The sequence below is a fragment of the Mesorhizobium sp. WSM1343 genome, assembly GCF_055901535.1.
The window spans coordinates 4,368,563-4,381,017 of the sequence record NZ_CM148370.1 but is presented as its reverse complement, the minus strand read 5'-3'; the positions used below and the strand labels follow the sequence as shown (position 1 = coordinate 4,381,017).

Annotated in this window: 12 protein-coding genes and 1 tRNA gene; 9 read left to right on the top strand and 4 right to left on the bottom strand. The window is 61.2% G+C overall.

The window, feature by feature from the left end; all coding sequences use genetic code 11:
• Window positions 1-223 precede the first annotated feature (223 nt).
• Genes AC0NIL_RS21370 through AC0NIL_RS21360 form a run of 3 tightly spaced genes read left to right on the top strand, consistent with a single transcriptional unit; the run spans window position 224 to window position 3,207 of the window.
• Window positions 224-1,081 carry a MipA/OmpV family protein gene (locus AC0NIL_RS21370; RefSeq protein ID WP_063172018.1) on the top strand — a complete coding sequence of 286 codons (858 nt, stop codon included), beginning with the start codon at window positions 224-226 and terminating at the stop codon, window positions 1,079-1,081.
• A gap of 42 nt (window positions 1,082-1,123) precedes the next feature.
• A complete protein-coding gene (locus tag AC0NIL_RS21365; protein WP_063172019.1) occupies window positions 1,124-1,885 on the top strand; it encodes a response regulator in 762 nt (253 codons plus the stop codon).
• A complete protein-coding gene (locus tag AC0NIL_RS21360; protein WP_063172020.1) occupies window positions 1,882-3,207 on the top strand; it encodes a HAMP domain-containing sensor histidine kinase in 1,326 nt (441 codons plus the stop codon). The genes AC0NIL_RS21365 and AC0NIL_RS21360 overlap by 4 nt, the downstream gene beginning before the upstream one ends.
• 27 nt (window positions 3,208-3,234) lie before the next feature.
• Here AC0NIL_RS21360 and map read toward each other — a convergent pair whose 3' ends face one another.
• Complete coding sequence (map, locus tag AC0NIL_RS21355; RefSeq protein WP_013532002.1) at window positions 3,235-4,062, bottom strand: type I methionyl aminopeptidase; 828 nt, start codon at window positions 4,060-4,062, stop codon at window positions 3,235-3,237.
• A gap of 243 nt (window positions 4,063-4,305) precedes the next feature.
• Here map and AC0NIL_RS21350 point away from each other — a divergent pair, with 243 nt between their 5' ends.
• The 5 genes from AC0NIL_RS21350 (at window position 4,306) to AC0NIL_RS21330 (ending at window position 7,448) form a co-directional block, all read left to right on the top strand.
• Window positions 4,306-4,602 (top strand): DUF982 domain-containing protein, encoded by a 297-nt coding sequence (locus AC0NIL_RS21350; protein WP_013532001.1) that lies wholly within the window; start codon window positions 4,306-4,308, stop codon window positions 4,600-4,602.
• 191 nt (window positions 4,603-4,793) lie between these two features.
• Complete coding sequence (locus AC0NIL_RS21345; RefSeq protein ID WP_013532000.1) at window positions 4,794-5,057, top strand: DUF6074 family protein; 264 nt, start codon at window positions 4,794-4,796, stop codon at window positions 5,055-5,057.
• A 322-nt stretch (window positions 5,058-5,379) separates the two neighbouring features.
• Window positions 5,380-6,606: a pilus assembly protein TadG-related protein gene (locus AC0NIL_RS21340; RefSeq protein WP_063167868.1), complete on the top strand. Its 1,227-nt coding sequence runs from the start codon at window positions 5,380-5,382 to the stop codon at window positions 6,604-6,606.
• 19 nt (window positions 6,607-6,625) lie between these two features.
• Window positions 6,626-7,051 carry a TadE/TadG family type IV pilus assembly protein gene (locus AC0NIL_RS21335; protein ID WP_064995340.1) on the top strand — a complete coding sequence of 142 codons (426 nt, stop codon included), beginning with the start codon at window positions 6,626-6,628 and terminating at the stop codon, window positions 7,049-7,051.
• Window positions 7,041-7,448: a TadE/TadG family type IV pilus assembly protein gene (locus AC0NIL_RS21330; protein ID WP_013531997.1), complete on the top strand. Its 408-nt coding sequence runs from the start codon at window positions 7,041-7,043 to the stop codon at window positions 7,446-7,448. Before AC0NIL_RS21335 ends, AC0NIL_RS21330 begins: the two co-directional genes overlap by 11 nt.
• Before the next feature lie 810 nt (window positions 7,449-8,258).
• Here AC0NIL_RS21330 and AC0NIL_RS21325 read toward each other — a convergent pair.
• The 3 genes from AC0NIL_RS21325 to phaC all read right to left on the bottom strand — a co-directional run bounded on the left by AC0NIL_RS21325 (window position 8,259) and on the right by phaC (window position 11,939).
• Window positions 8,259-8,333 (bottom strand) — tRNA-Glu (locus AC0NIL_RS21325).
• A 304-nt stretch (window positions 8,334-8,637) separates the two neighbouring features.
• Window positions 8,638-9,888 carry a YcbK family protein gene (locus AC0NIL_RS21320; RefSeq protein WP_275954604.1) on the bottom strand — a complete coding sequence of 417 codons (1,251 nt, stop codon included), beginning with the start codon at window positions 9,886-9,888 and terminating at the stop codon, window positions 8,638-8,640.
• A gap of 215 nt (window positions 9,889-10,103) precedes the next feature.
• Window positions 10,104-11,939, bottom strand: a complete 1,836-nt coding sequence (phaC, locus tag AC0NIL_RS21315; protein ID WP_013531993.1) for a class I poly(R)-hydroxyalkanoic acid synthase — start codon at window positions 11,937-11,939, stop codon at window positions 10,104-10,106.
• Window positions 11,940-12,036: 97 nt separating this feature from the next.
• Between phaC and AC0NIL_RS21310 the strand changes: the two genes are divergently transcribed.
• On the top strand, window positions 12,037-12,429 hold the full coding sequence (locus tag AC0NIL_RS21310) for a hypothetical protein (protein ID WP_013531992.1): 393 nt from the start codon (window positions 12,037-12,039) through the stop codon (window positions 12,427-12,429).
• Window positions 12,430-12,455 lie beyond the last annotated feature (26 nt).

Genomic DNA, 12,455 nt, shown 5'->3' with positions numbered 1-12,455 from the left:
ACATTAGAGCTGTTCTGGCCTGGATTGAAACAGTTCCGTTCTCCGATCGCGAGACGATCCACGGCAGATCGTGGCAACCCGCTGTCAGCCTATGGCCTCCCTATACGGCAAGATGAAACCACGATTGCGCAACAAAACTTAACATCACTTAACGCATGCGGCCACTTTCACCTGACATGGTGACGCCATCGGAGGCTCTTTGCCTCGCTATACTGGAGCACGCATGTTCGCCAAAATTGACTCTGGACTATTTGCCGGCCGGGCATCTCTTGCGGTCATGGCAATCCTGCTTTCAGCCCATTCGGACGGCGCGCTGGCGGCAGACGCCATTGCGGTGAATTCCGATGATTTTACCCTGCCGCCCGAGCCTTCCCGTTTCGGGCGCTTCGAACAGAAACTGTCCGACTGGCACGTCGTGCTCGGCGGCGGCGCCATCATCGTCCCCAAATACGAGGGCAGCAATGAATTCAAGATCATGCCGGTGCCTTTCGTCACGGCGACATTCCTCGACACGGTGACGATCGATCCGACTGGTGCCAACATCGCCGTTTATGAACAAGGACCGTTCGCCTTCAGCGCGCGGCTTGGCTATGAGATGGGCCGCAAGGAAGACGACTCCGACCATCTGCGCGGCTTGGGGGATGTCGACATGGGCGCGACGGTCGGCGTGAAGGCAGCGGCGAAGTTCGGTCCGGTCGAAATATCCGCGCAGCTGGACAAGACCATCGGCGGCAGCGATGGCCTGGAGGGCAGGGTGGGGATCGAGGTGACCCGGCCTCTGTCTCAATCGTTGATGATCGGCGCCAGCGCGTCCGCCGTGTTCGCCGACGAAAATTACATGCAGGCCTATTTTGGTGTCACGCCCGAGCAATCGGCTCGCTCGGGGCTGGCGCGCTATGATGCCGGCGCCGGTTTGAAGCGCGCCGATTTTTCGGTTTCCGCCACATATATGCTCGACGAGAACTGGATGGTGCGCGGCGAAGCGGGGGTCGGCGTTCTCTTGGGTGACGCTGCCGACAGCCCCGTCGTCGTCGAAAAGATCCAGCCTTCAGGGATGCTTCTCGTCGGATATCGGTTCTGACGCCTACCCAGGGCACCAAATGCAAGCTGGACAAGCTCCGGAATGGCACAGCAACGGCACCAAAGCGATTTGAGCGCCGAATCCACGTCGGCAAGGCAAGGTTCGCGCATCCTCATTGTCGAAGACGATCTGGAGATCGCACGCATGCTGGGCGACACGCTCACCGACAACGGCATGACTGTGGAAATTGCCGAGAGCGGCGTCCAGATGAATGCCGCGCTTCGCACCCAGAAATTCGATCTCATCGTGCTCGATGTCATGTTGCCGGGCGAAAACGGTCTCAACATCTGCCGCCGTCTTCGTGCCGCAACCAACATTCCGATCCTGATGCTGACCGCGCTCGGCGAGGAAATCGACCGCATCTTCGGGCTGGAAATCGGCGCGGACGACTATGTGACGAAACCGTTCAGCGCGCGTGAACTGACGGCCAGGATACGGGCGCTGCTGCGCCGTACATCCTATGATCCCGACGAGCGGGACTGGTCGAAGGTGCTTCGTTTCAACGGCTGGCGCCTTGATCCCATACGCCGGCAATTGCATGACCCCAACAATGCGCGGGTGACGACCACGACGCATGAATTCGACCTGTTGCTTGCGTTTTGTCGCAACGCAGGCCGGGTTCTCTCCCGTGAGGAACTTCTGGGCGTAACCCATGCCGGGCTCGCGGGGCCGATCGAGCGTAGCGTCGATGTCCATATCAGTCGAATCCGCAGGAAGATCGAAAAGGATGCGCGCGATCCGGTGCTTTTGAGGACCGTTCGGTTGGGTGGCTACATCTTCACCGCGACGGTGGAGGAAGCATGAGGGATTTCATCCGCCGTTTCTTGCCACAGTCCGTGCGTGGGCAGTTTGTGGCAATCATTTTCATCGCGGTGATCGTGATCATGTTCGTCGGTTCGGTCGTCGAGAGTTTCATAGAGAACGCCGATCTTCCCGCCGCGGAAGATAACGCCGGGCGTGCGGCCGTTGTTGCTGCCTTGTTGCAAGAAACCCCGGCGCAGGCGCGTGGCGCAATTCTGGCGACAGCAAAGCGGGCCGGCTTTGATTTCGAGATATTGCCCAAGGACCAGATACGCGGCATTGCCCAATCCTATCTGCAATGGCGAAGTGTCGAATGGCTTTTGCGTATCGACAGGGGGACGGTTGAGGGACGCTGGATAAGGGTCGGCGGCCGATACGCGTTTGTCATCGACCTCGACCAGCAGGACGTCCTGGCCCATTTCGGCATGCCCGATTCCTGGCTGACATCGGGCCTCGTCCGTGCCTCGTTCTACAGGTTCATGGCTTTCGTCGCCTTGCCCGTGCTGATCTGGCTGTTTGCGGTTTGGGCCGTGACGGATCCGTTGAAGCGCATCTCGGCGGCAGTCGGTTCGGCCGAGATCGAGAATGGCGACCAGCTCTTCGTCGAACACGGCTCCATTGAAATGGTGGGGTTGGCGCGCGCCCTGAACAGGATGAGGACGCGTATCCGCACGATGATCGAAAACCGCACGCGCATGTTGCGCAGCGTCAGTCATGATCTGCGCACGCCTTTGACGCGGCTGCGGCTTCGCGCCGAGCGCATGGATGATGGCCCAATCCGAACCGCAATCCTGTCCGATGTCCAGCACATCGAAATCTTGATCGACGAGACCCTTACCTACCTGCGCAACGATGTTTCGACGGAGAAGCTGCAGCGCGCCGATATTGCCAGCGTTCTGCAAACCGTCTGCGCCGAATTCTCCGATGTCGGATTTCCTGTCTCATATTCCGGGCCGGACCGGCTTCTGGGCTGGTGCAAGCCCAATGCATTGGCGCGTGCGATCGCCAATCTTTGCGACAACGGGGTCAAATTCGCCGGCAATGTCACGGTCGCCTTGACGGCGACCGGCACGGCGGCGCGCATCACGGTAGGGGACGACGGGCCGGGTATTCCGATGACGGCACGTGCCCGTGTTTTCGAACCATTCTTCAAGGAAGATGCGTCGCGCGGCATTGCGTCGAAGCATGGCTTCGGTCTGGGCCTCTCGATCGTTGCCGACATCGTCCAGGGGCACGGCGGCAGGATCGAATTGGAGGACAACCAGCCCAGCGGACTGGTCGTTACCATCGACCTGCCGAATGCCGCGGATGTGCAGTCGGCATAGACGGCCTCCCGCCGGGTAAGGTGCGCTCTAAGCCGGCAGGCCGGGGCGATCGAGCTTTTTGGGCGACAGCGTGAAAATCTCGCACCCTGTGTCGGTCACGCCGATCGTGTGCTCGTACTGCGCCGACAGCGAGCGGTCGCGCGTTACCGCGGTCCAGCCATCCGACAGAACCTTCACGTGCGGCCTGCCCAGATTGATCATCGGCTCGATGGTGAAGATCATGCCTGGCCGCATCTCGACGCCTTCATTGGCGCTGCCGTAATGCAGGATGTTCGGCGCGTCATGGAACAACTGGCCGACGCCGTGGCCGCAGAAGTCGCGCACCACCGAGCAGCGCTCGCCTTCGGCAAAGGTCTGGATGGCGGCGCCGATGGCGCCGGTGCGGGCGCCCGGCCTGACCGCCGCAATGCCGCGCATCAGGCATTCATGCGTGACTTCGAGCAGCCGCTCGGCGGCGCGCTTGATCGTGCCGACCGGATACATGCGCGAAGAATCGCCGTGCCAGCCGTCGAGGATGTAGGTGACGTCGATGTTGACGATGTCGCCATCCTTGAGCGGCTTGTTGTCGGGAATGCCATGGCAGACGACATGGTTGATCGAGGTGCAGGATGATTTCGTGTAGCCGCGATAGTTGAGCGTCGCCGGCAGCGCGCCGTGGTCCATGCCGAATTCGAAGACGAAGCGGTCTATTGCTTCGGTGGTGACCCCGGGCTGGACCATCGGCACCAGCTCGTCGAGGCAGCGCGCGGTGAGATCGCATGCCTTGCGCATGCCGGCAAAGCCGTCCTCGCCATAGAGGCGGATCTGGCCGGTATTTCTGAGCGGGGCCGTGGCAGCGTCGAGATAGGTGACCATTTTGTCCGTGTAGCGGGTAGGGCCCTGCAAGAGAGCCGACGTGAAGATCTCCCCAGATTTGGCACTTGAGGGCAAAAGGTTCAAGGAAGAACTGCCCGATGCACCCGCACAGTTCGAGATATTCGCCTTGCATGGGCGGTTCAGCGACCCAAGTGACGACACATTTCTGGGCCAAAAGCCGGTCAAAGCAACTTTTGACGACGAACGGCGTTGCTGCGGTGGCGCCAGTTCGGGAGACAGGAAATGGACAGACTGCAATTCGAGGTGCCGGTGCGCATAGCGCCCGCGCCCGGCCTGCCGGTCGAGGAGATCTACGGCGTCGAACAGGCGCTCGATTTTCTCCAGGACTGGCCTGCGCGCCGTCAGGGCCCGATCTACCAGAAAGCCTTCAACGCCTGCTTTGGGGCCACGGTAGACGTGGTCAAGACCGAGGATGCTTGCCGGGCGTTCATGGCGTTTTGCCGGGCCAGCGGACTGATGGCCAGGGATATGATGACGCCGCGCAAGCGCGGCGGTGAGGCGAGGGCGCTCCAGGCCTAAGGGCCGCCGCCGTTTCGCCTGCCCCCCACTGCAACCAATGAAGCGCGTTTGACGCACAGGCGATGTCGCGAGCGTATCGTTGCGTCCCCGCACCCACGTCAGCGCCGTTAAGCTTCCGTTTCCACCTTCCCGGCTACGCCATTGCTTGTTGGCAATGGTTGATTCGTTGCGTCAGTCTCATGGTTCGGAAGATGTCCCCAGAAAAAATCCGTGCATTCCCGATCGACCGTCAGGTATTCTTGGTCAGAGAGGTTGCTGCCAAGCTCGGCAACCTGCATGGCGAGACCGCCACCTCGTTCTGGAGGGCCAAGGCGTCGGAGTTGCTCGATCTTGTGGTCGGCTCCGGCAGGGACAGAACAGCAGCCAGCGATGAAGTGCGCAGGTTTTTCCAAGCCGTGCAAAGAGAGATGTCGGCCGGGGTGGTTGCGGAGCCGATGCCGATTCTTTCCGCTTGAAGAAAATCCTGCACAGCTTTGGCTTCCCACTGCATTCTCCAACAGTGCGAGCAGCAACACATCGGTGTTTGCTGCCTTCGACGGCAAGTTCGCTGATCGGGTGCGAACCCATGGCTGCCTATCGCAGGCGGATGCTCTAGGACATCGATGCTCTCTCTCGCCGCCTCCCGCTGGCCCTAGCCCTTCTCGCTTGCCAGGAAGTGCGCTCGCGCGTTGATCAGCCAGCGAAGCACTTCTTTTTTGAAGCCAATGGACCACTGCTCAAAAATGCACCGAACTTTTTAGCCATTCGTTCATTTATGCGTGCTTTCTAATCTAAGCCATGGCCTTGAATAGCTTCACCCGTGTTCGGCTTGTAATGGACGCCATGCGCCGGAGCACGGGCGCAAATGTCGCCACCATTTTTGCCCTCACCTTGCCGGTCGTTGTCGGCGCTGCGGGCTTCGGCGTCGAGACCTCCTATTGGTACTACAACAGCCTGAGATTGCAGGCGACGGCCGATGCAGCCGCCTATGCCGGAGCGCTCGAACAGATTTCGGGTTCCGACAAGCCGACGATCGTCGCGGCTGCGACCCAGTCCGCGGCGTCGAACGGGCTGGGCTCGGGCACGATCGTCGTCAATACGCCGCCCGCGTCCGGACCGAATACGGCGAAAAAAGCGGTCGAGGTGATCGTCGGCCAGAAGCTCGACCGGATGTTCACCCTGATCTTCACACAGGAAAAGGTTCCCGAACAGGCGAGGGCGGTGGCCGTCATTACCGATGCCTCGAGTGCTTGCATGCTCGCGCTCGATCCGTCCGCGTCGCAGGCGGTGCTGTTTTCCGGCAGCACCAGCGTTAAGCTCACCGGCTGCTCGGTCATGTCCAATTCCATCGCCTCCGACGCCATCAAGCTTCAGGGCGCGGCCGGTCTGCAGGCCGATTGCCTGATATCGGCGGGCGGTGTCTCTCTCAGCAATCCCGTCACCACCGTCTGCGCGGCCCCGATCACCCAGGCACTGCCCGCCGGCGATCCCTTTGTCGACCTGCCGGCCCCGGTGGCCGCGACCCCCTGCCTGAACGACAACAAGGCGACGCTCGGTCCAGGCACCTATTGCAGCGGCATGAACCTGAAGGGCAACGTCACGCTTTCGCCCGGCGTTTATGTCGTCCAGGGCAATCTCAAGATAAACGCCAACGCGGCCATCACCGGCGCCGGGGTGACCATCTTCATGTCCGGCAGCTCGACCGTCAGCATGAATGGCAATGCGTCCGTGAAGCTCAGCGCGGCGACTTCGGGCACCTACTCAGGCGTTCTGTTCTACGGCGACAGGACCGGCATGAGTGCATCCAGCACATTCAACGGCACAGCGGACTCGCTTTTGACCGGGGCCATCTATTTCCCCAAGCAGCAAGTGAGCTATCTTGGCAACTTCTCGGGCAATGGCGGCTGCACCAGGGTCGTCGCAAATACGATTCAATGGTCCGGTAATTCAACCATCAATCAGGATTGCTCGAGCCTCGGAGTGCCCAACATTCCAGCCGCGCGGTCCGTGGCACTGTCCGAGTAGCTCCGTGGGGCGCCGGTCGATGCCGATCCTTGGCGATGATTCGGGCGTTGCGGCGGTCGAGTTCGCGATGGTGCTGCCCATTCTGTGCCTGGTGCTGCTTGGTATTCTGGACGGCTGGTCCTACATAACGAGTTCACTGTCGATGCGCGCCGGTGTGAAGACGGCCGCGAACCTGGTCATGAGCGGATCGACCGATGATGCGGCGACCCAGGCCCTTGCCATTGCGAGCTGGGAAAATCGGCCGGAAGACGGCCAGGTCACGCTAAGCCACATCCGTATGTGCGGGACGACCGTGGTCGACGCTTCCACCATGTGCAGTGGGCCCAAGGTGCCGTCGATCTATGTCCAGATACAGGCATCGGGCACCTGGGTGCCGCCAATTGCCTTCGGCGCCTTTGCCGCTCCCACCGTCATCGGTCACCAGGAGATGATCCGTGTCCGCTAGGGTAAGCGCGTTGCGGCGGGATCGATCGGGCGGGGCCGGGCTGGAGTTCGCGCTGATCGCCCCCTTCCTTGTCATGCTGCTGTTCGGAATATTCGCCTTTGGCTGGTCGATGCACTCGGTCTCCAGTGTTCGCTACACGCTGGAGACGTCAGCGCGCTCGCTGCAGCTTAAGAACACGCTGACCCAAGCCGACATTCAATCGATCGCCACGCAGAAATTGCAGGCCTTGGGGTTCAAGGACGTGAACGTCACCATCGCCATCGACCCGGTGAGCGGCGGCTTCCGCATGGCGCATCTGACCGCCGCCTATGCCTTCGTCATCGACTTCCCCTACTTCAGTTCCTTCCCGATCAACTACGCGACAACCGTTACCGTGCCGCTGCTTGGCAGCGGCTAGGCTGTGGCCTGATAACCTCGCGCGCTGGGGCTCTGCCAATGCACCGGTTTGGCGGTCGTGGCGCAAGCTTGGCACTCGGCCTGCTTTTTATGGCGCGGGGCTAGCTAATATATTCGTTAGTGCTAATATTAAGATTACGTTACGTCATGTCCGACCATCTGTCGGGTGCAATGTGGGGGTTCCAATGAGAGTGGCTGTATTGTGCGCGGCTGTTGTTTTCGCTGCGACCGGTGTCGCTGTTGCCAAGGAAAAGAAGGCGGCGGTCAGTGACGCTGCCGCCTTGTGTTCCACGAAACCGTCGGCCAAGAAGCCCGTTGCAAATCTGGACTGCGGTTTCACCGGAACCGCCAAATCGGAAGACAGCGGCGCAAAGGCAGAGCCGCGTCTCGGATACGACTCCAATCCGTGGATCATAACAGGCTTTTGACTTTGCACTGTCGGATGCCGGTTGAAGCGCTGAAGAGGGTCGTCTTGAGCGGCGCGCGACCCGTTCTCAGGTAGGCTCCCGCACGCAAACCAGGCAAATAAATACGGACTTGCCACTCCGGGCTTCGCCCCGTTGTCGCAATGCCGTGAAAGCCCAACTCGACCGTGCAATAAAAAGCCCGCCACGGGGGCGACCTGCGGCGGGCTCTTGGAGCGGCTACATCCCTTAGGAATCGACCACTTTGTAGCAGGATTATGACCCGTGTGGCCGCGTTGGCCTATGGTGTGATCGCGGAAGACTGCGCGTCAGTTGAAGAGAGCAGCAGAGAGCCAAGCGAAATTGCCGACATTGGGAGGGAGGTTTGCGCCAAACACAAATTTTTCTGGTACGCCCAAGGGGAATCGAACCCCTGTTACCGCCGTGAAAGGGCGGTGTCCTAACCGCTAGACGATGGGCGCGCTCAGACGAAGCGGCTTATACTGGCGTTGTGCGCAACCGGCAACCCGTCAGGTGCCACCTTGGACAACTTTTTTCCAGGCCTGCCAAATCAACGGTTTGCCGAGGGTTGGCAGGCTTTGATGATTAGCGGCGACACCCATCGTTTCGTCATCCACGGATCTTCGCGACGGAGCTGTGCACCTGCTCCGCCCGAGGATGACGAAGTTGGGGACGCTTCGGCCTATCTCGAATGTTCAGGAGGCTGGAACGATATTGCCGGAACGGCCTTGGCGGCTGACAGGCGTAGGCCGTCAAATAGCGCTGCTAGCCGTCACCGCCGCTGCGCCGGCGGCAGCGCCAGTTCCAGTCGCGCTCGGGGCCGACGTCGACGTGAACCGATTCTGTGTGGCAGTATGTGCCGACACCGCCGCGACCGGGCATGCTTCTGATGTAGCTCGCCAGTTCCCATTTCGAAACGCCGGGAACCTGGATGTCTGCGGCGGCGCAATACATGTGCAGCGAATTCTTGGCGCCGTTGGCGCGCCGGTTGCGGGCCGGGTCGCGATAGCCTGACGTCACCGTCATCTTGCGGCCGTAGTGGCCTTCGATCGTCTTCAGCACGCGCACCAGCGACGGTTTCAGGCAGGCCACATCGACGCTCTCGTTCTGCTTGAGCAGCCCGTTGGGCGCCAGCCGGGCCATGCCGGCGGCGGACGCAACCTGATAGGAGCCGCCCACTGGCCCCTCATCCTCGTTGAGGTCGACGTCGCTTTCGTCATCGAGGCCGGACTTGCGCTTGATCTCGAACAGGGCCGTCTGGCGCACGCCGGGCAGGGCATCGCTGCCGGTGATGTGACCGCTATCGCCACCGAGCGAAGCCAGTTGTACCGGCTTGGCCGTGGAATTGGCCGAGGCAAGCGTGATGATCGGTTTTGCCGCTGCTGGCGCCGCTTTTGCCTGCGCCGGGGGCTGCTCGCCCGTCCGGGCGTTGCTGATGAGGGGGGCTGGTGTCGCCGAGGCTGGCGTTGCGCCAAACATCGAGGCGAGGAAGCCTTTCTTCTTTGGTGCTTCGGCCTGCGGCATCTCGCCAGCCGTCACATAGACCGGGTTGTTCATGGCCGGAGCGGCAGCGGGCTTCGGCGCCGCCACGTCGCCGTCGGCCGCGGCAATCTGCTGGGCGACCGCATCGGTCTGCTGCGCGGTCTGTGCCTGCTGCGTCAGCGACTGCGGCGTGTTTCCAACGATGGTTTCGGCGCCCGCCGGCATGGTCAGCGGAAAGGCAGCTCCCGGTTTGGACACAGGCACATAGGCGACCTTTTCAGGCAGCGCCGTGTCGCTTGCCGTCATCACGGTCGTCTGCTCCGTCGTGACATCAGACGAATCGGAGGCGGCGATCGCCTTGCCGCTGGAGGCCGCGTTTACATCCGATGCGGTGGCATTGTAACCGGGCATTCCGACCGACATTGCCGGGTCGCCAGCCGAAGTGCAGGAGGCCAGAAGCAAGGAGCAGAGCGCTGCCACAATGGCGCGGCGTTCTCCCTTTGCGAGGCTCCATCCTGCTGATTTCAAAGTCAAATTCCCCCTCGATGTCCGGTCGGCATATCTTGGCGCGGCATGCATGCGTCGCTGCCAAGGTGACCTTTGTCTCCGATCCGGAAACGAGACCTGTGTCAAATCCGCAAGCCTGGAAGTATTTTTGCAGTGATTGCCGAATTACGGCCGCTTGATGGTTGACGACACCATTTCGCCCGCTTTTGGCGGCCCGTCAACTCACCACACATTACAGTCCGTTACACACGGACCTTCACATAGGTGCCCGGAGCATCACCCAAGGTTTTCATATGCTTGCCCGGTTTGCGGGCAGGCACGCGGGTGTTGTCCTTGGCCTCTATCCAGCCTTGCCAGTGCGGCCACCAGGATCCTGGATGGTCGGTGGCATTGGCTATCCACTGGCTGAAGTCGCCCGTCGGCGTACCCCCGGTCCAATACTGGTATTTGTTGGATGCCGGCGGATTGACGACACCGGCGATATGGCCCGACCCGGCCATCACATACTCGACCGTGCCGCCGAAATATTTCGAGCCGAGGAACACCGAAAGCGCCGGCGCGATGTGATCTTCCTTGGAGGCAAGGTTGTAGACCGGGATCGTGATGTCGCCGAGCGAGACCGTGCGGCCCGCCAGTTCCATCGTGCCTTGCGAAAGGTTGTTCTCAAGATAGCAGTTGCGCAGGTAGAAAGAGTGGTTGGCTGCGGCCATGCGGGTGGAATCGGCATTCCAGTAGAGCAGGTCGAAGGGCAGGGGATCCTTGCCGCGCATGTAGTTGTTGACGACATAGGGCCAGATCAGGTCGCCTGAGCGCAGCATGTTGAAGGCGGTCGCCATCTTGGTGCCGTCGAGATAGCCCTTTTCGCTCATCGACTTTTCCACTGCCGCGACCTGTTCTTCGTCGACGAACACCTTCAGGTCGCCGGCATAGGTGAAGTCGACCTGCGTGGTGAAGAAGGTCGCCGACTTGATGCGGTCGTCGCCCTCTTGCGCCATCAGCGCCAGGGCCGCCGCCAGGAGCGTGCCGCCGACGCAATAGCCGATCGCGTTGACGTCGCGTTCGCCGGTGGCCTTCTCGACCGTGTCGAGGCCGTATTGCAGACCCTCGCGGATATAGGCTTCCCAGCTCTTGGTGCCGTGGCGCTCGTCCGGATTGACCCAGGAGATGACGAACACGGTGTGGCCCTGTTCAACCGCCCAGCGAATGAAGGATTTCTGCGGGTTCAGATCGAGGATGTAGAATTTATTGATCCATGGCGGGCAGATCAGCAGGGGCCGCTTGAGCACCGTCTCGGTCGCCGGTTCGTACTGGATGATTTCGGCGACGTCGCTGCGGCCGACCACCTTGCCGGGAGTGGTGGCGATGTTCCTGCCGATCTCGAAGGGCGAGTAGTCGGCCTGCCGCAGCTTCAGGTCGCCCTTGCCGGCGGCGATGTCCTCGGCCAGCATCTTCATGCCGCGCACCAGGTTTTCGCCGTTCGAGGCGACGGTTTCGCGGAACAGTTCCGGATTGGTCAGGATGAAATTCGACGGCGAGATGGCGTTGGACACCTGCTTGACGTAAAAGCCGGCCTTGTGGCGGGTGTGCTCGTCAAGACCTTCGGCGTGCTCGACCAGATCGGCCGCCCAGCGCGAGGTGACGAGATAGGCCTGCTTGAGGAAATCGAAGAAGGCGTTGCGGCCCCATTCCGGGTCGAGGAAGCGTTTGTCGCCGCGCTCCGGCTTGACCGCGTCTTCGGTGTCTTGCGCGGCGTTGCTGGTGCGCTGAATGGCGTTGGCCCAGACTGTCATATAGCCGGAGAACAGCCGCGTCTGCGCTTCCAGCGCGCGCTGCGGATCGGCAAGCCAGTATTCGCTGAGCTTGGAAAAGGTCTTCACCATATCGACGACGGGTTCGGCCACATGGTCGCGCACGTCGCCTTTTTCACGCGGCTCGGCCCAGGCGGAAGCGGCCTTGCCGGCCTGCTCGATCATGCGCGCCATGTTCAGGGCGAAGCGTTCCGGGTCCTTCACCAGATATTGCTCGACGGTCGAAGGCTGGTCATCTTCCGCTTTGCCCGAATCGGGTGTTTTGGACATGGTTGGCGGGGTTCCTCCCGAGGCCTTTTCTTGACATATTAACATGGGACATCCGACCGGGCCAATCTCGCTCTACCTCGGCTGCCAAGGAAACAATATGACGATTAATATTGGCGAGACTGTTTTTTTCGGTTCCGGACGTTTTTGCCGCATCGGCGCGGCGATCGTCCTCATCGGCATTGCCGGGTGCTCGAGCACCAACACGAATGGCCCGACGCCTGTCGCTGTGGGTGCGGGACCGAAGGATACCGGCACCTTCCCGAACCTGAACATCAAGCCGCAAGTGGCGGCGCCGCAGTTCACCGAAGCCGAGAAGAACGCCAAGCTCGCGCAATTGAAGGCGGATGAGAATGCGCAGGCGGCAAAGGGCGGCGGCCCCAAGGTCGCCAACCAGGCGGCGCTGACGGATCTGGCCAAGAAGCATGGCGACGAAACGCTGAAGCAGATCGAAGCCAAATGCGACCCCGCCCTCGACCCTACCTGCAAATAAGTATATAGCGCGCGCCCAACACCCCT